We start from the raw sequence: 18,998 nt of genomic DNA, 5'->3' as shown, positions 1-18,998 counted from the left end.
GGCTGCGTGCCCTTGCTGCGCGCCACATCCGAGAGGAGGGACCATGGGCAAGCTTCTGTGGGAGACCATTCAACGCACCACCACGGGTCCGCTCATGGCGGAAGACAAGTTCGAGACAGAGTTCTTCCCCAACGTGCTCGCCGACCTGCAGGCGAAGTACAAGCTCGAGTTCGATCCCGACGAGCCCGCGATGATCGACCCCGACATGGCGGACGCGGTCTTCCAGGCCGGAAAGGAACTCCTGCTCGAGGTCGGCCTCTACTGCAAGAACACACGACGCATCGTCAAGTACACCGAGGACGAGATCGAGGGGGTGATCGCCACGGCGCGGCACGAGATCACCCTCGGCTTCGACCGGCAGGAGATCACGCTCACGCCCAGATCGCCCGGCGACGAGAAACGCCTCTACACCTTCTTCCCGGCCGGTGCGCTGACGACGGACACCGAGCTTTACCGCAACTACGCCCTGACCGTCATGCAGGAGCCTACCTGCGACGGCGTGATCCCGATCCCCCTCTACGCCGTCGGCGACTTCAAGAACATCGCAGACTCACCGTCGCAGACGCTGGTGTGCCTGACAGAGGCCCGGATCATCAACGACGCGGCGACATGGGCGGGAAAGCCTGGCCTCTTCCTGGGCATCCCGATGAGCGCGACCACCCCACTCACTTTGATGAGCGCCTTCGGATCAGGGCTCTACAACAGGCGCAACTGCACGCTGCCCGTCCAGATCATCCAGGACATGCGGATCGATTACGACCGGCTCAACCTCGCGTTCTTCGCCGAGCAGCACGGCATCGAGCCCTGGATGAGCTGCTCGCCTGCGCTCTACGCCTATCTCACCGGGCCTGAGCAAGGCGCGATGGAGATCATCGCCCACACGCTGGGCATGCTGGCCTATTCCGGCGGCGCGCTCACCCAGGCCATGTCGGTCTCGGTGCACGGCACCTACATCGGCAACGACATCAGTTGCTGCAACACGGCCGCCGCGCTCGCAGCCGATCGGAACCTGAAGCTGCCGTGGCTCTCCTTTGGCAGTATGGGGAACCCGGCCGGGGCGCTTTCGGATACGTCCTGGTACGCGACCGCGGCAGCGTGCATCGGCGGGTCCATCTCGGGCATGGAAGGCCTCTGGTTGGCGGGTGGCTCGACCGGGTTCGAATCTCGCTGGGCCGGTGAGATGGCGCGGGCCGCCGCCGGGCTGTCGCCGAAGGAGGGGGTCGAGCTGCTCAAGAGGATCAATGCAGCAGAGAAAAGCCCGGATCCGTCCCCGATGCACTTCAGCAAGCTCTACGACCCGAAGACCCTGAACCCCGCGCCCGAGCTGGTCGAGCACTATCGGAAGTTCACGCGGATCTTCCAGGATCTGGGCCTCGACTACCCGACCTGGACCCACTGAGCAGGAGAAACATGAAGATGTCCACGATCGAAGACCTACGAGAGCTGGTGAGTCAGACGAAGACCGACGAGGCCGAGGCGATGACCCGCGAGCTGCTGGACGCCGGCCTGAACCCCATGGACATCCTCGAGCAAGGAGTGATGAACGGGCTCAACGACGTCGGCAACCGCTTCGCGGCCAAGCAGGCGATCGTGCTCGACCTGGTGCGCGCCGGTGTCTGCGCCAAGGCCTGCATCCCGCTGATCGAAGAGGCGTTGCCCAAGGGCGGAGGGCAGAAGACCGGCAAGAAGATCGTCCTCGGCACGATGCTCAGCCAGCACAACATCGGGAAGAACCTGGTGGGTACGCTGCTCTCGATCGGAGGCTTCGAGGTCGTCGACATGGGCGAGAAGAACGCGCCCTGGGATTTCTACGAGGCCGCCGAGAATTCCGGCGCGGACATGATCGCCGTCTCGGTCGTCTTCGCTCCCGCGATGGAAAAGTTCACCGAGCTCCTCGGTCTCCTGAAGGAAATGGACGTACGCGACAAGTACCCGGTGATCGTCGGCGGCGCCGTCACGTCCCAGAAGTGGGCGGACGGAGAAGGCGCCGACGGTTGGGGAGCGCAGGCGAAGGACGGCGTGGATCTCGCGAGGAAGTTGCTGGGCGTCGCGTAGCCGGGGCTCCGAAGGCCTCTTGCCATGGCTGGGCCGCGGGGGCTCAGCGCGAGGCCGGAGCCACGAGCACTCACCAGCGCAAGCGGGCGAGCTCGGCGCTCCGCCGCCGGTTCCCCCCTCCACCGGTCCGAGGCGGGCTGTTAGAAGGCGATACCCACGCCCACGACCAACGAGTCGACGCCAGGCGTGAAGTCGTAGTGGGCCTGCGGCGCGACGAAGAACTGACCGAACTCGAACTCATAGACGAGGCCCAGCCGGAAGACTGCTTCCCGCTCGCCACTCTCATGGCCTCCGTGGATGAACTCGACGCCGGGGCCGGTCTGCAGCGTCAATCCCCGCCAGAGGTGCAGATCGGCAACCGCCAGGAAAACCAGTGCATCGACGTCACCGAAGGCGTTCTCGAGGACCGCGCCGAAGCCGACGCGCTCGGACCACTCATATTCGTAGTCGAGGCCGAGGGTGAAGCCCGTCGCCTCCTCGTTGTCGGTGGCGCCGAGGATGACCGACAGGTGATGAAGGCTCTCCGCCTCCTCACCGTGCTGGGCCGCGCCCTCCTCGGCACCAGCGACGCCCGCCAAGAGAACGAGGGCGATGACGATGACCCAGGCCGCAGGCGAGAGATGTCTTTCCATGAGGCGACGGTAGCACCGGAGAAGGGACCATCAGAAGTCGATCTGCAGGCGGATCGCCACGGCCGAGGGAGCACAGCGGAGCCTGCGATTTCGGCGAGAATCCCTCGATCGGAAGACCCTCTCGCCGTATCATCTCTCGTCGGTCGTGCATTCCGGTGCGACCAGGCTGCTCGAAGCATGCTTCGGGAAAACGAACGCGAGGAGAGACGATGGATTTCGAACTTTCGGACAAGGCCAGGGCGATCGAAGAGCAGCTCTGCCGATTCATGGACGAGTACGTCTATCCCGCAGAGAGGGAGTACGCCGAGCAGGCAGAGGCGAAGCCCAAGGAAGAGCCGAGCATCATGCTGGAGCTTCGCGCGAAAGCAAAGGAGATCGGGCTCTGGAACCTCTTCCTACCGGACGCCGAATGGGGCGCCGGCCTCACCAACCTCGAGTACACACCGCTGTGCGAGATCATGGGCCGCAGCGGCATCGCGGCTCGGGTGTTCAACTGCCAGGCGCCGGACACCGGCAACGCTGAGATCCTCGCCGAGTTCGGCACCCCGGAACAAAAAGAGAAATGGCTCGTGCCGCTGCTCGAGGGGGAGATCCGTTCCTGCTTCTCGATGACGGAGCCAGCGGTCTCGGGGGCGGACCCGACCAAGCTCCAGGCCCGAGCCGTGCGAGACGGCGACGACTACGTGATCAACGGACACAAATGGTTCACCTCGGGCGCCATCGGCGCCTCCTTTGCCATCGCCATGGTGGTGACCGATGCCGACGCAGCCCCGCACGAGCGCATGAGCCAGATCCTCGTGCCGACGGACAACCCGGGCTTCGAGATCATCCGACCGGTTTCGGTCATGGGGCACACCGGCGGCGGAGGCCACTGCGAGATCCGCTACGAAGACTGCCGCGTCCCCGCTACGAACGTACTCGGACCGCCGGGCTCAGGATTCATGATCGCCCAGGCACGGCTCGGCCCGGGCCGCATCCATCACTGCATGCGCGCCATCGGCATGGCGGAACGCGGTTTCGAGATCATGTGCCGCAACGCCAACAACCGGGAGGTCGCGGGTGGCCTGCTCCGCGACAAGCAGTTCATCCAGGAGTTCGTGGCAACCTCGCGGATGGAGATCGACCAGGCGCGACTGTTGACGCTCCATGCGGCTCACAAGATGGACAAGTACGGCAAGAAGCAGGCCCGCCAGGAGATCTCCATGATCAAGGTGGTGGTCCCGAACATGATGATGAACGTCCTCGACCGCGTGATGCAGAGCCTGGGCGCCCTCGGTGTCACCGACGACACGCCGGTAGCCGCCATGTGGCGACATGGACGCGCGCTGCGCATCGCCGATGGTCCGGACGAGGTCCACAAGATGGTGATCGCCCGGCGCGAGCTCAAGCGCTTCGCGTAGAGAGAAGCTCCCATGGCGCGCCCGGCACGACTCGATCGTGCGATCCCCAGTTCCGCAACGTGCAGCGGGAGATCGGGGAGATCCCAGCTATCCTGCGACCGATTCGAGGAGGGACGAGGCATGAGCATGTGGAAGAAGTGGGCAGCCGTTCTGGCTCTCGCGCTGGCGGTCGGCACCCCGGCAGCGCGGGCGGAACAAACCACGGCACCCGCGATCGATCCGGCAGCAAAGCAGCGGGTCGATGCGATGGCCAAGGAACTGGCTGCTCTGAAGGCGGCGGAGATTTCGACGGAATATACGGTCGACGTCACGCTCGAGACCGGCCAGAAGATCCAATACGGCGGTGCCTCCACCGTGCTGCTCCAACGACCCAACAAGCTGCGCTCGGAGCGACTGGGCCAGCGCGGCTCGGCGGTCTTCACCTACGACGGCAAGCAGGTCAGCTTCTTCGTGAAGCCGCAGAATTACTTCGCCGTCCGGGAGGCCCCGGGGTCGCTCGACGAAACTCTCGACTTCGCGCTCGACCGTCTGGATATGGCGCCGCCGGGCGTGGATCTGCTCTATGCCGATGGCGGGGCCGGCATCCTTGAAGGCGTGACGTCGGGTCTCTACGTGGGTACCGCCATGATCGCCGGTCGCTCCTGCCACCACCTGGCCTTCCGTGCACCCGATGTCGACTTGCAGCTCTGGATCGAGGAGGGGGACCGACCGCTCCCCTGCCGGTACCTCATCTCCACCCTGGATGTGGAAGGGCGACCCGCGATGGGCGTCACGTTCCGCAAGTGGAACACCTCACCGACGATTTCTGCCGGCAGCTTCGACACCAACCCTCCGGCGGGCGCGAAACCAATCCCGTTCGTCGTGGCTGAGGAGGACCCGGAATGACCAACAGGATCCCGACGACTCTCATGGCCGCTCTCCTGTTGGCGTGGCCTCTTGCCCTGCCCAACCTCATGCTGCCTGAATCGGCGGAAGCCATCGTGGGCCGCCCCGCAACTCCGGGCAGTGTGGCGGGTGGCGCACGGAGAACCTCCCGCCGAACCTCGAGAAGGGTCGTCAGACGCCATACGGCCGTGGCACCCGTCGCCGTGGTCGCTCCGGCGGCTGTCGTGGTCGCGCCGGCGCCCACGGTGGTCGTCGCCCCCGCCGCGGCTCCGGCCGCGGCGACCATCCCCATCGGGATGACCATCGCCACGCCGCCCTCGGGATGCCAGGACGCAAGTGTGGGTGGCCTCAGCTACCTGGCCTGCGGCAGCACCTGGTTCCAACCTCGAATCCAAGCAGGTGCGGTCGTCTACGTAGTGGTGGCACCGCCGGGCTGAAGTCTCTGACTCCAGTGAGCCGGGCGCGCTGCAACGGTGTCGCCAAACGTGGAACATCGATCGTGCGAGGACCTGAAACGTCGGTTCGAGCGACATCTCGTCGATCAGCCGAAGGGCCAATGGCTCTCACCACGCTCGGAACGAGAGAGCAACGGAGAGAGAGGATTTCGCTCTCCGTGTTGGTGATCTACGTCGTCTTCGCGGATTTCTCTCGCGTGCCTAATATCTAGGAGAGGCTTGCCGGCCGGTGAGCATTCCGATCGTGAACGCGGGCGCCAGAAGGAGGTGATCTCAATGGGAGCCAAGTCGGTTCGGGCAGACGATTCGAGGACGGCGATCGAGATGCGTGCCACCAGAACCTTCCGCGAGGCATTGCTGCCTTTCCTGCTCATTGCGCTCGCCCTGTCGTCCTGTTCCGAGCACCATGAGTTGCGGCAGAACAACGATCCCGACCGATACACGCTGGTCGAGGATGTCCTGTGGGCATCCCCGGACGGGTTCGACCTCAGCATGGACATCTACACGCCGAAGTCAGGCAAGGGCTCGTATCCGGTCATCGTGATGTTCCATGGCGGCGGATGGCTGATCAATGACAAGTCGATCATGGATCAGGCCTCTGCCTACCTGGCAACGCACAGCGAGTACGTCATCTGCAACGTCGACTATCGACTGCTCGCGGACAATGGCAATTCCGTAACGTTGAACCAGATCGTCGATGATGTCTTTGGTGCCGTGCTCTGGGTGAAGGACCACATCGGACGCTACGAGGGAGATGGGACCAGGATCGCCGTTACTGGAGACAGCGCGGGCGGACACCTGTCGGCCATGGTCGTCAACCTGGGGGATCGGCTCAGCTCAGCACCTTTCTCGGAGGCGTCGCTGAACTTCCAACCCAGCTACCTGCCGCCCGGAAAGACGGCGGAAGAGGTTTCCGCGCAGGGTGGCGTCGGCGTCCAGGCTGCCATCCTCAGCTACGGCGCATTCGACGTGTTCCAGGGAGCCGTCGACGGATTCGAGAGCTTCTGGAACCCCTTCTGGCTCTTCAGTGGTTCATTCGCAAGAGGTGTGTTCGGGAACGACCGCAACGTGGCCGAACATCCTGATCTCTACCGCGCGCTATCTCCCGTCCACAACATTCCACACGCAGCAGAGCGGTTGCTCCCCCCGCAGCTGCTGACCGTCGGAACCGACGACCCGCTGGTCACGCCAGCGTCCGTCAAGGCCTACCTCCAGAAGCTGGAATCGGCCGGCCATCCCGCGGAGTACTGGGAATACGAGGGGAGGTCGCACGCGTTCCTGGATTCAGGTTCGAACACAGTACTCGGAACCAACTTCGAAGCCGACGCGCCCGCGGCCCTCGACGTAATGATCCGGTTCCTCGATGACGTCTTCGCTCGCGCGCCGGCGACTCTCTGAACGGCCCGAGGCGACTCCGCACTCCCCGCCGGGCGGCCAGGCGACCCTCGTTCGGTTCCCAGGCCGTGCCGGCACGCCGAGGACCGCCGCTGTAGCATCGAGAGATGCCCTCGGCACCCACCTCGATCACCGCTCCGCTGGGTTTCACCCGGGCCGAGCACGTGCTCGCGGACAACGAGCGCCCCAGCCTCCTCCGTGCGAAGACCCAGCCCTTCGGCCGAATGCACAAGGACGTCTTCGACTTCCGGCCCTGCCGGATCCAGGAGGACGCGACACCCGGCGCTCCGGCCCCGGAGCTCGAGCAGGCCGGCTTCGAGGCCATCGACCTCTCGGGCCACCCGGGCCTGCAGGCCGCCCTCGCCACGATTCGTGAAGAGGACTTTCTCTCCGACGCCACGGCGCGCGCGGTGCGCGAGAACGTGAACGGTGCGCGCTTCGAGCTGACCGGCGGCAAGGCGCTCGAGATCCAGCACGTTGCCGACGACGGCATGATCTTGCGGTGGGCCGGGCCCAACGGGCTCGACGTGAACCCTGGCGGCATGGACGGGGCCAACGGCCACGGCGGCGCCATGGGCATCCACGGCGATCAAGACGTGTTCGGCACACCGCTGAAGCAGATGATGAAGGGCGCCGCCCCGCAGCTCTTCCGCCACCAGACCCCGGACGGGCGCAACGACACGTCGTCGCTCTTCCTCCTGAACCTCTGGATCCCGATCCAGCAGGTGACGCGCCCCCTCGTCCTGATGGACCGGCGCACCCTCGACGCCAAACGCCACCAGCTCCGCTACGGCCTGCCCGTCACCTCCTTCCTCGAACGGGACGAGGAGAAGAGCGTCAACGACATCTGGACGTTTCTGCCCGACCCGGGCCAGGAGTGGCACTTCCGTTCCGAGATGGGCCCAGAGCAGGCCTGGGTCTTCGACACCCTGGGCATGCCCCACGGCGCGTGCATACTGCCGGGCGAGGATGCGCTCGAGTGGCTCTACCTCGAACTGGGGCGTGGCTGCGAGGCCGTCGCCGCTGGCGACGAGGCGGCGCTCCAGGCCCTCTCCGCAAGCGAGCCGCCGGCCCTCCCCGAGGTCACGACCGAGCCCATCCGCGCGACCTTCCGCAAGCTCACCGGGCTGCTTCGCGAGGCCACCCTCAGCGAGACGTGGAGCGCCCGCGCCGAGGCCGCCCGAGACCGGGTCATCCGCAAGTCCCTCGAGATGCGGATGGTCGCCACGCTCACATCCGCTTGAAGGCCCGCCCTGCTTCGGGCCTGGAGCGCCGGGCCTGTAGCGTCTGGCCCGACTGCCTGGCCTAGCCGCCCCGACCGAAGCCGCGAACGCGGCGCGCGCCGATCAAGATCAACGGAACTTCGCTCTCGGTCGTGATCGCCAGGGCCAGGGGCCCGATCGCTCGGCCCGCACGACGATCCCGCTGCAGACCCATCAGGACGAGATCGGTCTCCGCGGCGCGGCGCAGGATCGCCTCGCGCGGATCCACGGCGTCTTCGATGACGATCTCGAACTGCCCGCCCGCCTCGTCCCGCGCGAGGACGCGCAGCTCACGCTCGGCACGCAGCCGCTCCTCCGGCGAGGCGGAGGGCGGAACCGTGCGCAGGAAGGTGAGGGCACATTCGTCGGTGCGACTCAGGCTCGCGAGCAGGCGCGCACGCACCCGGCTGTGATCGCGGACCCCGCCGATCGGTATGAGCACCCGCCGCACCTGGGCCACGCACCAGCGATGCGGCGCCCGCACGAGCACGACGTCGGCATCGAGACCGAGCAGCAACTCGGAGACACGCGGACCGACCTTGCCGCCTTCGAGCCGCGGCGCCCCCAGGAGAACGGTCTCGCAACGGTACAGCCTCGCGACCCGCAGGATCTCGGCCACGGTGTCGGGGGCGACGGTGAAGAGGGTTTCGGCTGGCGTGGCGCGCTCGAAGCTCCGGCGCAGCGCCTCCCCGAGAATGCCCTGTGCATCTGCGAGAGCCGGATGCCCGTCGGCCGGCACCTCGTCGAGCTCTTGCACCACGGAGAACAGCAGGATCCGCCCCGTCCCCGGCGTACGAACCGTCGCCGCCACACCGGCCATGACCGCGGCGCTGGTCGGGTCGGCGATGGGCACCAGCACCAGCGGGCTGCGGCCCCGCAGCCGGGCGAGCTCGGGATCGCGCGCCTCGGCCGAGGCGTCCGCAAGGTTGGCGCCCGGAGCCAGCCACAGGAAGTAGAACGCACCGCCGAGCATGAGCCACGACAACACGATGGCGCCCGCCTGCGGTACCGCGAAGGTCTGGAACACCGCCAGAGCGAGGCACAGGAGACCGCCCGCAAGCGGAAGCCAGGGGACGCTGCGCTCGCCCGAGCGGCGGCGAGCAAGGATGGCGGCGCCGTGCACCATGGCAAAGGAGAGCAGGAAGATGAGACTCGACGCCGCCCCCGCTGCGGAGACATCGCCCACGACGAGCGCGAGGGCGGCCAACAACGCGCCCGTCACCCCCACGGCGATCGCCGGCGTGCCGCTCCTTCCCCGCATGCGGCCGAGCGGCCGCGGCAACGTGCGGTCGCGCGCCATCGCGAAGGCGACACGCGACGCACCGAGCAGATTGGCCTGCAGCGCCGAGAGCATCGAGAGCACGCCGGCGCCGATCACCAGCCAATAGCCGGTCGGACCCAGGAATCGTTCGGCCGCCTCCGCCACCAGACCGGCCGGGTTGGCCGCGGCAGCCTCGGCAATGCTTCCCCCGTCGGGCGTGCCGACCGTCATGAGCACGAGGAGCAGCGAGATGTAGATGCCCAGGGCGATCCCGAGCGAGAGATACATGGCACGCGGAAGGTTCCGCTCCGGGTCGCGCACCTCGCCGCCGACGGCCGCGATCAGGTCGAAGCCCTGTAGCGCGATGAAGGTGTATCCCATCGCCCGGAGCAGCCCGTCAGATCCGCCGACGAAGAAGGGATCGAGCCGCGACAGCAGCGTGGATGTCGACATCTGGCCCATGGCCCAGGCGCCCCCCGCGACCAGCACTGCGAAGACGATCAGCTTGCCCGCCGTCGCGGTCTGGCCGCCACCGCGTGCCGTGCGCACCAGCATGAGTCCGTAGAATGCCGTTGCCCCAACCGCGACCGCGCCGCGCAGCACGGAGCCCCCTAGCCAGGCTGCGTCACGCCCCATCCCTTCGAGCAGGCGGGCCGCACCCTCTGCCGCGAAGACGGCGAAGCCAAGCGCGTAGAGCACACCCGCGACGATCGACGCGAACCAGACGACCCAGCCCACCACGAAGGCCGCCTCGATCGACAGCACGCGCTTGGCGTAGGTGTAGGTGCCGCCGGACTGGGGGAAACGGATCGCAAGCTCGGCGAAGCTCGCGGCCGTGAGGAGTGCGATGCATCCATTGAACGCAAAGGCGACGATGGCCGCGGGGCCCGCCGTCGCGAATGCGATGCCCGCCAGCGCGAGGATGCCGCCGCCCACGATCGCGCCCACGCCCACCGACGTCGCACCGAGGAGACCCAGATGGCGTGTGGTGTCCTCACTCACCCGCTTCCGCCTCGCAGGCTCGAAACGACGCGGGGGACCCTTCGCACAAGTTCCATCGATGCTCGCTCTGGCTCGCGAGCCGGGCATGACCGGCTCGGGTTCCCGATCAGGGTACCAGGGAGTTGGGCCGAGCAGCATCAGCCACCAGCCTTGGTGAGAAAGGCAAGCGACCAACTCCGGTGCTGGAACACGAGCAAGCCGAGTCGCGGGCCTCGGTGCGTGTGACCGAGATCGGCCGCCGTAGCGAACCGGGTCCTTGCTCCAATCCTGCTACGAGGCGTCAATCCAGATCGGCGATGACCAGACCCGCTCGCGCAGGGTCGCGGGGACGCGCGGATCGGGCTCCCGCGAGAGGCGCAGCGCGTCGTAGGTCGACCACCGGCAGGTCGGGTTCTGGAGGACACGAACGTAGTAGAAGGCGCCCTGCGTCGGATCGAAGTCGGGGTCCTTCCAGGCCTTCATCAGCTGCATGGCGCCGGAGTCTGCCGTCGGCTTGCAGGTCGTCAGGTCGACGGATGCGCCATTGTCGGGGCAGCGAAGGGTGGTCGGGTCCACCTCAAGGCCGTCGGCGCAGGCGATGTCCCGGACCTTCTCATGGGTCTGCCCTTCCGCGTCGATCCAACCCTTGATGATCTGGATACGCTGAAGGGGAGCGCTCATCCAGTCGCCGAGCGCCGCCACGTAGAAGGTGGGGCTCGCGGTCTCGCCATCGGCCGGATGCAACACACCGCCCATCGGAACCCCACCTGCGGTCGCGACGGCAACGGGGTCCGGCTCGGTGGCGACACGCTCGTCGAAGCCCCAGCCCGCGAAAAAGCGCAGTGCAATGCGCGGCCCCGACGTGGCGTACACCTCGCGGCGTTTCATCGCGGCGAAGAGTGCGTCGCGCGTGTTCTCCTCGGCCCAGACTGCGGCCAAGCCGCCGGAGGTATGGAACTTGAGGATCGATTCATAGGGCTTCTGGTCAGGGGGCGTGTTCGGCCGATCCCGCAGCCGCCGAATGGCAGGCGAGGTGATCAGGCCCACCTTGTCTACGAAGTCCCACTCTTCGACGTCGCCGGGGTTTCCATTGTGCGTGTCCGTCGAGCCGATCATTCCGAACGCCAAGGGGTTGTAATCGAGTTCCCGGTCGAGTTCGAGGCCGATCTTGAGCCCCTGCCTGGCAAAGCCGGTTTCGAATGCGCAGCCAGTCTCCTCGCCCTGCTCGCAAGGCGCGAGCACCTGACTGAACGCACACTCCTCATCGGTGGCGCCAACGCCCAGCGCACACTCGGATGCACCCTTGATCTGATACATCTCGGCCAGGGGTTCGCGACGCTTGCGCAGCCGCCATCCCTCGTCGTCGTAACTTCCACCGTCCCAGGTGTAGCGGCTGTAGAAGAGGCCCCATCCCTTGTTCATGTTGTGGGGGATCGTGAGGAAGTCGCAGTCACCCGTGCAGGTGTCCTCCAGGCCGCGCCAGAGGTCGATGGCATTGCCCACGTCCAGGGATGAGATGGCGTGCTCGGGCAAGTCGCTGCCATTGAAGAGCACGTTGCGATGGTGTTTGCCGGAGTCCGGGAGAACGGGTGAGTATTCGTAGGCGGCGAAGGTCGTGAGCACGCCCGGTTCGTTGTGGGCATCGGCCACGGCGATGTAGCGGGCCCAGTCACTTCGGGCATCTCGCTCGCAGCGCTCGACGCCGCCTTCGCCTCGGGAGCAGATCGGAACGGCGCTTCGATCGTTGGGTTCGCGTTTCCTGGGTCGATACACGCCTGCCGGCACGCTGGGGTCGGGCTGGATTTCCTGAGCGCGCGTATTCGCGAGCCCGCGGATCAGCTGGAAGGTGGCGACGTTGGGCGTTTCCATCACCGAGCAGTTGAGAGACTCGAGCCACGTGAGGTTCGCGTCGCCACAACGCGTTCGGCTCCCGAACCCCTCGGCATGGTCCGTGATGGCGACGAAATCGAGCGGGTGCGAGAGCTGCATCCGCTCTCCGCCATCGCTGCGAAGCGCCTCGCCCTTCGCAAAGCGATAGGCATCCTCGATGGTGAGCGTGGTCCCGAAGAGCTTCGCGTCGAAGCTCTCGTGGGTATGCACGTGGGTATCGCCCCAGTAGACGTTCTTGAGGGGGTTCATCGGCTGGACGACCAGCGGCTCTGGCACAGGTGCATCGACCTTCGAATCGTCCTGGAGCGCATAGTCGGCGGGCGCGCTCTCGCGCCCATACAGTCGATCGGCGTTCTGGAAATTTCGGCCGATCGTGAACCACGCGATGGCGGCAGCGAGCACGAGCAGGCCCAGGAACCCAAGCAGGATCTTCTTCAGCATTTCGTCTCCAAAGGATTCACGAGTCGTCCGTCCGGTACCAGATGGGTGAGGACCAGGCGCGCTCCATCACCGTCGTGGGCAGGTCACTTCGCGGCTCGACGCCGGCGCGAACCGCCTCCCAGGTGGACCAGCGGCAGGTCGGGTTCTCGAGTGCGCGCACGTAGTAGAACGCTTCCTGATCGGCCTGGAACTCCGGGTCTTCCCAGAGTGTTCGCAACTGCATGGCACCGGCGTCCGGGTCGAACGAGCAATCGGCGAGGTTCACCCGCGCACCGTTGTCGGGACAACGATGGGTCGCGGGATCCACTGCGAGGCCACCCGAGCAAGCCACGTCGAAGACCTTTTCGTGGCTCGTGCCGCCTTCCTCCCAGCCCTTGATCACCTGCACGCGTTGCAGCGGTGCGGCCACCGGATCGGCCAGCGCCCACACCCAGAAACGCGGTGCGCGGTTGGTGTCTGCCGCGAGGTCGGCACCCATCGTGACGCCCTCGGCGTAGGCGCGGGCCAACCCGTCGGGCGCGTCGAGCAGAGCGTCGTCGAAGTCGTACCCCGCGAAGAAGCGCAGCCTGATTCGCGGGCCCGAGGTAGCGAAGGTCTCCTTGCGACGGAACGCCTCGTAGATCGCCTCACGTGTGTTCTCCTCGGCCCAGACCGCCGTCAGCCCCGAAGCGCCCCAGAACTCGAAGGAACTGAATTCCAGATAGGTCGTGCCGTCGACTTCGTTCACGAGCTCGGGAGCAACGGTGCGGAGGGCCAGCCCGAGCAGCCGACCGGCGGGAATCGATCCGCGTCGCTCGGGTGTGCCATCGATCAGACCCGTCTTCGAGAAGTAGGTCTCCTCGCGATCGGATCCGCCGCCCACGTGGGTGTCGGTCGAGCCGATCAAGCCGAACTTGTAGGGGTTCGCCACGCCACCGGCCGCGACTTCGAGGCCTGTGCGGTAGGCCTCTCGCACGTAGCTGCCCTCGGGTTGGCTCGGCCTCTTCGTCCCAACCCGGTAGGGCATGATCTCGAAGCCGGCCCACTCGTCCGTGTCGGAGAGAAGAGGGTGGGTCTCCGACGTGCCCTTGACCTGTGTCACCTCGACCAGCGGCTCGTTGCGCATGCGCTGTGCGGCGTACGCCTCGTCGATCGGCTCACCGGCCCAGTTCACGCGCTTGAACATCGCGCCGTTCGAGCCGTTCGAGTTGTGGGGGATGGCGAGCGATTCGATGCCCTGTGCTCGTAGCGCATCCATCCAGTCCCAGAGGCCTTCGGGGTTCCGTGAGTTGAGTCGGGAGAAGGGCAGCTCGGGCAGATCGTCCGTGCCGCGGAAGATCACGTTGCGATGCAGATTACCGCGCTCGCTCGTCGACGAGGTGTATTCGTAGCCGGCAAAGGCCGTGAATCGGCCCGGCACGTAGGCCTCATCTGCCGCCTCGATCGTGTCGCGCCAGGCGGATTTCGATATGTCATCGATTTCCTGCTGCTCGACTTCTCCTGCCGCGATTCTCTCGATGAAACCCGACACGAGCCTGCTGAACACCTTGGCGCGCGTGGAGAGGCTCATGATGCCACGGTTGTCCGGCGCGTTCAGGTCGTGGATGAAGTCGGTGACCGGCAGCCTCGAGAGCTCGGAGCTGGTGTCGGCGGCCTCCTTCGCGACACCGAGGAACATGGCGTGGTCGGTCACGGCATAGAAGTCGAGAGGACGGCTCAGCTTGATCTCGTAGCCCACTGGGTGCTGGATCGCCTCGCCCTTGGCATAGCGGTAGGCGTCGCGGGGTGTCGCTTGGGTGCCGAATGCGAAGGCATCGAAGGAGTACTCGGTGTGGACGTGCAGATCGCCGTAGTAGACATTGCGCTCGGGGTTCGCCTCCGGTCGCAGGGACATCGTGCCCATGTTCGGCTCGAACACCACGTTGTCCACCTGAAGCCGGCTCGGCTGGCCCGAGCTGACCTCGCTCGCCGTCTGAGCGTCCTCGATGTCCTCGCAACCTGACGAGGCGAGCACGCATAGCAAAGCGAGGGATCCGATGCTGAGGATCTGTGTACGATGGCTCATGATTCAGGGCTCCCTGATGCGGATCTCGCTGGAGTCCGCGGGCAGATCGAAGGTGTGCAGGTCGCGCGTGAGGATGACCTCGTCGGGCAGCCCGCGCAGGAACATTCTCTCGGTCAGCGCGTTCGGGACCGGCACCAGGTGGTACAGTGCGAGACGCTTGATGCCTGCCTCGGCCGCGCGGGCCGGCAGCAACGTCACGTCGGCGTGATAGTCGATGACGTCGGTCATGATCCCTGACACTGGCAGGCCGAGTTCCGTCGCGGCTTCGATCATCGGGTCGAGCAGGGTACGTGACAGCGCGTCGTGGAGGAGGAGGTCTGCGGCCTTTGCGGCGGTGAACAGGCCGTCGGCGGCGTTGGAATCTCCGGAGATGACCACCGACCGGCCCCGATAGTCGACCCGGTAGCCCACCGCAGGCTCGATGGGCGGATGCTCGACGGCGAACGACGTGACGGTGAGGAGGTCGTCCTGCCAGACGACCTCGCCCGGGTCGAACACTTGAGCCCGCATCGCGCCGCGCTCGGGAGGCAGCCGCGCTGCGCCGTGATGGGCCGTGCGGTAGCCACGATCCAGCCCATAGGCGGCGTTGAATCCATCCACTACTGATTGCACCCCGGGTGGGCCGTAGACGTCGAGTGGAGCGGGTCGGCCCTGTACCCAGGAGGCCAGGTTCACGTCCGGCAGCGCGGCAATATGATCCGAGTGGAAGTGGGTGAGGAAGACGCCGTTGATGCGCGCCATGGGCAGCTGGGCCTGGGCCATCCTGAGGGGTGAGCGCGCGCCGACGTCGAACAGAAGAAAGTGCTCTTCGGTGACCACCGCGATGCAGGCCTGGGCGCGCTCGGGATCCCGGCCGAGCGGCGACGCGCTGCCGCAGACGATGACGCGCATGCCGTCCAGAGGTGCGGGCGCCTGTCCCAGAACGGCGGTCGCTGCGCGCTTGAAGACCGCGTCCTGGGCGGCGGGCACGTTGAGTACCAAAGCAGCGGCCGCGCTGATCAGCACGACCAAGGCGACCACGACGGAGAAGAGCTTTTTCAAGACTTGGCCTTCTTCAACATTTCCTCTCCCCTGAGTCGTCGCGGGCCTTGCTCACAGCGATAGATATTATTAGCGTTTCGCTAAATCCACTGAGGCGAGTGTGACCGTCGGCCGGTCCTCTTGCAAGCCAGGCCGGAGAAGGCGAATCGATCGATGGCCACGAAGACAAAGCAAAATCGGGCCGAAACCGAGCGTCGACTCATCGATTCCGCCCTCGACCTCATCCGACGCAACGGCGTGCTGGCCGGTCTCAATCTCCGCGAGGTCGCCGACGGTGCCGGGGTCAATCGTGGCAACATCTACCACTACTTCGGCTCGAGACGGGAGCTGCTGCGCGCGGCGATTGCTCGTCGCTTCGAAGCGGTGGCCGAATCTCTGATCGCCGACAGGCGGGGCGCCTCCTTCGTCGAGCGGAGGCTTCGGGCCCTCCGGCCGACCGACACGATCCACGACAGCCAATTGCGCGCTCTGCTCGTCATCGACGGTGACGACACCGTCGACCCGATGCCGCGATACGAGGAGATGCTCAGCCGCCTGCGCCAGGACGTCATCGACGGGGATATCGATCGTGCCCACGATCTCGAGGCGCTGCAGGTGGCGATCTCAGCGCTGCTCCGTGGCTACCGCATCTTCCGTGAACCGTACGCGAAGCGCATCGGTACCGACGCGGACGACCTCGACCAGCGGGTTGCCGAGATCGTACGCACCTGGCTCGAAGCGATGGCAGGGCCACCGGCTGCTAGCCAGCGCGACGAGGAGTCATGACGAACGAGGGGCCGGGGGGAGAAGAGCTGCGCGCCACTGCCGAGGGCATCGCCGCAGATTCGATCATGGACGGCGACGAAGAGAACCGCGGCAGGTCTGGGGATCGAGACAGCAGGAATCAGTCCGAAGACGCTCTCCGCGTCCCATCCGGACGGCTGAGACGCGGAAGACATCTAAGCCATTGACTTACTACGCCAATGGCTTAGTCTGTAGCCTGTGGAGTTTGAGTGGGATGAAGCGAAGGACGGCAGCAACCAGCAGAAACACGGAGTCTCATTCGCAGAAGCTCGCAGACTCTTCGAATCTGGTGTCGACTACCTCGAGATATTCGACGCTGAGCATTCGGATGTCGAAGACCGTTTCATCGCGATCGGCCCCATCGATTGAGGACTCGTGGTCGTCGTCTACACGGAGCGGGATGAAGAACTCATCAGAGTCATCGGCGCGCGGTTGGCGAACAAGCACGAACAATCCTTGTACCACTCACATGTGGGAGCAAATCAATGACTGACATCCCCGAACTGACCGACGAGCAGCTCCACCGAGCGATCCCTGCCCGCCTCCGAAAGCGGCTGATGCAGGGACTCTTCGAGTCCGGAGAGGACATCGTGGCACTGAGGAAGTTCGTTGGCCTGACGCAGGAAGAATTCGCTCAAGCCATCGAAATCAGCGTTCATACCCTGCGGAACTGGGAGCAGGGTCGACGGAAGCCAGAAGGACCCGCGGTCGCGCTCCTTCGAATCGCAGCGCGACACCCGAGGATCATTCGTGAAAACCTGAAGTCAGCCGCCTGACTGAAGACGCGTGGCCCATGGCGCGCCCGGCACGCCTCGAACGTGCGACCCCCAGTTCCGCAAGGCGCCGCGGCGAAGTGGGAACGCCCCGAAACCCAAGGGCTTCAGGGCGTTGGGCGGTTCGGGGAGCGGGCGTCTTGAGGCGTTTCAGGCCGAACGACCCACAGGAATCCCCGCACCCTGCGGGTTTCCGCGAAGACAAGAACACCCGAGGTCTAGCGGTATCCTGTCGGGCGATCGATTGGCGATCCGCAGAGAGGGGGCGGCCATGGACATCACCGTGCTTCAGATCCACATCGTCGCAGCGAGCGCCTGGATGGGCCTGATTGCTGCGGAGGTCGTGGTCGAGTTGCTGGCCCACGACATGGCGACCCGCCGTTTCGTGGCCGAGGCCCACAAGCGGATCGACCTCTACTTCGAAGCGCCCCTGGTCGGCATCGTCCTGCTGACGGGATCCGTCCTCTTCTACCGCTTGTGGCCCGGTGCGACGCCGCTCTTGATCGTGAAGGTCGTGGCCGGACTGATTGCCGTCCTCTCCAACCTCGTGTGCATCCGTTGGGTCGTGCAGCGTGCACGAGCCACCGACGAGGGCGAGTTCTTCGAACTCGCCAAGAAGGTCTCGTGGACCGGATACACGATCCCCTTCGGATTGCTGGCCCTGGGGATCGGACTGTATGGCGCTCGCTAGGCGGCGCATGTCGGCGCGGTACCCGCTCCGCCGAGGGCCGGATGCTAGTCGTTTGATCCGAAGGCGTGCCGGAGTGCGTCGATCATCGAACGGCGAAATCGGACGGTAGCCGAAGCCTTGGGGAGAATGCCGTCGAAGCCGTGGAAGACCCCTTCGACTACGAGCGTTTCGCAAGGGACGCCGGCGCTTCGGAGCGCCTCACCATACGCCACGTCTTCGTCGTGAAAGAGATCGAGATCGCCAACGCCGATCCACGTCGGCGGTAGCCCGGCGAGATCTTTGTTGCGCGCCGGCGCTGCCATCGGGCTGACGTCCGGGTCGCCGGGCGCGCGACCGAGATAGGCAGCCCAGCCGAGATGGTTTCCGCGATTGTTCCACAGGCGGAAGCCGCTTTCATCGATGTCGGTCCGAAGCGCCGTGCGATCGTCCAACATCGGGTAGACCAATGCCTGCATCACGGGGCGAACCTCGGCGCGCTCGCGAGCCAGCAGAGCGAGTTGCGCCGCGAGGCCTCCGCCCGCGCTCGCGCCAGCGATCGCGATGCGATCGGCATCGACGTCGTCGCGTGAAGCCAGCCAGACGAGGGCCTCGTGGGCGATCTCGAGCGCGGCAGGAAACCGATGGCCAGGGGAAAGGGGATACTTCGGAGCCGCCACGACCACGCCGAGTTCATCCGCCAGGCGGCGGCACAGCGCGTCATCCTGACTGGGAGAACCGCCGATGAAGCCACCGCCGTGAAGCCACAGGATGGCGGGGGATCGCCGACCGTCGCCGTTCTGCGGGCGATGCACGCGGACGGTGGTCGAACCGACAGGCTCGACCGAGACGAGCGGATTGCTCCGCAGTCGGGTCGCCGCGGATCCGAGCGCCCCTAGTGATATGATTCATAAATAAAGGGCACTATTGGACTATCCACGTTACCCTCGCGGCGAACGGCCAGAGGGGCACGATGCGGGTCGCAGCCGAGATTCACCTCAGCAAGAGCCAGCGGGCGACGCTTCAGCAATGG

Annotated in this window: 15 protein-coding genes and 1 pseudogene; 10 read left to right on the top strand and 6 right to left on the bottom strand. The window is 65.9% G+C overall.

Translation table 11 applies throughout. From position 1 onward, the window contains the following. Nucleotides 1-43 precede the first annotated feature (43 nt). Together GY937_11255 and GY937_11250 are read left to right on the top strand one after the other, a co-directional pair. Nucleotides 44-1,399, top strand: coding sequence for a monomethylamine:corrinoid methyltransferase (locus tag GY937_11255; GenBank protein MCP5057287.1), 1,356 nt, complete (start codon nt 44-46; stop codon nt 1,397-1,399). 17 nt (nt 1,400-1,416) lie between these two features. Further along, a complete protein-coding gene (locus tag GY937_11250) occupies nt 1,417-2,055 on the top strand; it encodes a hypothetical protein (GenBank protein MCP5057286.1) in 639 nt (212 codons plus the stop codon). A gap of 140 nt (nt 2,056-2,195) precedes the next feature. Here GY937_11250 and GY937_11245 read toward each other — a convergent pair whose 3' ends face one another. Then, a complete protein-coding gene (locus GY937_11245) occupies nt 2,196-2,654 on the bottom strand; it encodes a hypothetical protein (GenBank protein MCP5057285.1) in 459 nt (152 codons plus the stop codon). A 242-nt stretch (nt 2,655-2,896) separates the two neighbouring features. On the opposite strand from GY937_11245, the gene GY937_11240 reads away from it, so the two are divergent. From GY937_11240 to GY937_11225, 4 genes are all read left to right on the top strand, one after another. Beyond that, nucleotides 2,897-4,087, top strand: a complete 1,191-nt coding sequence (locus tag GY937_11240) for an acyl-CoA dehydrogenase (GenBank protein ID MCP5057284.1) — start codon at nt 2,897-2,899, stop codon at nt 4,085-4,087. 120 nt (nt 4,088-4,207) lie between these two features. After that, nucleotides 4,208-4,972, top strand: a complete 765-nt coding sequence (locus GY937_11235; protein ID MCP5057283.1) for a DUF2092 domain-containing protein — start codon at nt 4,208-4,210, stop codon at nt 4,970-4,972. A 779-nt stretch (nt 4,973-5,751) separates the two neighbouring features. Then, nucleotides 5,752-6,825 carry an alpha/beta hydrolase gene (locus GY937_11230; GenBank protein MCP5057282.1) on the top strand — a complete coding sequence of 358 codons (1,074 nt, stop codon included), beginning with the start codon at nt 5,752-5,754 and terminating at the stop codon, nt 6,823-6,825. A gap of 104 nt (nt 6,826-6,929) precedes the next feature. Continuing rightward, the gene (locus GY937_11225; protein MCP5057281.1) at nt 6,930-8,066 is read left to right on the top strand and encodes a hypothetical protein; all 1,137 of its coding nucleotides are present in this window, start codon (nt 6,930-6,932) and stop codon (nt 8,064-8,066) included. A 61-nt stretch (nt 8,067-8,127) separates the two neighbouring features. Here GY937_11225 and GY937_11220 read toward each other — a convergent pair whose 3' ends face one another. From GY937_11220 to GY937_11205, 4 genes are all read right to left on the bottom strand, one after another. Then, a complete protein-coding gene (locus GY937_11220) occupies nt 8,128-10,347 on the bottom strand; it encodes an amino acid permease (GenBank protein MCP5057280.1) in 2,220 nt (739 codons plus the stop codon). 270 nt (nt 10,348-10,617) lie between these two features. Next, entirely contained in the window at nt 10,618-12,657 is a 2,040-nt protein-coding gene (locus tag GY937_11215) for a DUF3604 domain-containing protein (protein MCP5057279.1), read from the bottom strand. Nucleotides 12,658-12,673: 16 nt separating this feature from the next. Continuing rightward, nucleotides 12,674-14,701, bottom strand: coding sequence for a DUF3604 domain-containing protein (locus GY937_11210; protein ID MCP5057278.1), 2,028 nt, complete (start codon nt 14,699-14,701; stop codon nt 12,674-12,676). A gap of 3 nt (nt 14,702-14,704) precedes the next feature. Beyond that, nucleotides 14,705-15,742: an MBL fold metallo-hydrolase gene (locus GY937_11205; GenBank protein MCP5057277.1), complete on the bottom strand. Its 1,038-nt coding sequence runs from the start codon at nt 15,740-15,742 to the stop codon at nt 14,705-14,707. Between the two features lie 153 nt (nt 15,743-15,895). On the opposite strand from GY937_11205, the gene GY937_11200 reads away from it, so the two are divergent. The 4 genes and pseudogenes from GY937_11200 to GY937_11185 all read left to right on the top strand — a co-directional run bounded on the left by GY937_11200 (nt 15,896) and on the right by GY937_11185 (nt 17,989). Then, nucleotides 15,896-16,507 (top strand): TetR/AcrR family transcriptional regulator, encoded by a 612-nt coding sequence (locus GY937_11200; protein ID MCP5057276.1) that lies wholly within the window; start codon nt 15,896-15,898, stop codon nt 16,505-16,507. A gap of 216 nt (nt 16,508-16,723) precedes the next feature. Then, a pseudogene (locus GY937_11195) lies at nt 16,724-17,014 on the top strand (BrnT family toxin). Beyond that, nucleotides 17,011-17,301, top strand: coding sequence for a helix-turn-helix domain-containing protein (locus tag GY937_11190; GenBank protein MCP5057275.1), 291 nt, complete (start codon nt 17,011-17,013; stop codon nt 17,299-17,301). The pseudogene GY937_11195 and the gene GY937_11190 overlap by 4 nt, the downstream one beginning before the upstream one ends. Nucleotides 17,302-17,542: 241 nt before the next feature. Beyond that, nucleotides 17,543-17,989 (top strand): hypothetical protein, encoded by a 447-nt coding sequence (locus GY937_11185; GenBank protein MCP5057274.1) that lies wholly within the window; start codon nt 17,543-17,545, stop codon nt 17,987-17,989. Nucleotides 17,990-18,033: 44 nt separating this feature from the next. On the opposite strand, the gene GY937_11180 is transcribed toward GY937_11185, so the two are convergent. Further along, on the bottom strand, nt 18,034-18,873 hold the full coding sequence (locus GY937_11180; GenBank protein MCP5057273.1) for an alpha/beta hydrolase: 840 nt from the start codon (nt 18,871-18,873) through the stop codon (nt 18,034-18,036). Nucleotides 18,874-18,998 lie beyond the last annotated feature (125 nt).

It is taken from the genome of bacterium, assembly GCA_024228115.1.
Classification (GTDB): Bacteria; Myxococcota_A; UBA9160; order UBA9160; family UBA6930.
This window is presented reverse-complemented; position numbering and strand designations above follow the sequence as displayed.

Excerpts from the sequence above, each read along its gene's own strand:
- GY937_11215 (MCP5057279.1), bottom strand. The coding sequence starts at position 12,657 with ATGCTGAAGAAGATCCTGCTTGGGTTCCTGGGCCTGCTCGTGCTCGCT.
- GY937_11225 (MCP5057281.1), top strand. The coding sequence starts at position 6,930 with ATGCCCTCGGCACCCACCTCGATCACCGCTCCGCTGGGTTTCACCCGG.
- GY937_11200 (MCP5057276.1), top strand. The coding sequence starts at position 15,896 with ATGGCCACGAAGACAAAGCAAAATCGGGCCGAAACCGAGCGTCGACTC.
- GY937_11255 (MCP5057287.1), top strand. The coding sequence starts at position 44 with ATGGGCAAGCTTCTGTGGGAGACCATTCAACGCACCACCACGGGTCCG.
- GY937_11230 (MCP5057282.1), top strand. The coding sequence starts at position 5,752 with ATGCGTGCCACCAGAACCTTCCGCGAGGCATTGCTGCCTTTCCTGCTC.
- GY937_11210 (MCP5057278.1), bottom strand. The coding sequence starts at position 14,701 with ATGAGCCATCGTACACAGATCCTCAGCATCGGATCCCTCGCTTTGCTA.
- GY937_11190 (MCP5057275.1), top strand. The coding sequence starts at position 17,011 with ATGACTGACATCCCCGAACTGACCGACGAGCAGCTCCACCGAGCGATC.
- GY937_11240 (MCP5057284.1), top strand. The coding sequence starts at position 2,897 with ATGGATTTCGAACTTTCGGACAAGGCCAGGGCGATCGAAGAGCAGCTC.
- GY937_11235 (MCP5057283.1), top strand. The coding sequence starts at position 4,208 with ATGAGCATGTGGAAGAAGTGGGCAGCCGTTCTGGCTCTCGCGCTGGCG.
- GY937_11250 (MCP5057286.1), top strand. The coding sequence starts at position 1,417 with ATGTCCACGATCGAAGACCTACGAGAGCTGGTGAGTCAGACGAAGACC.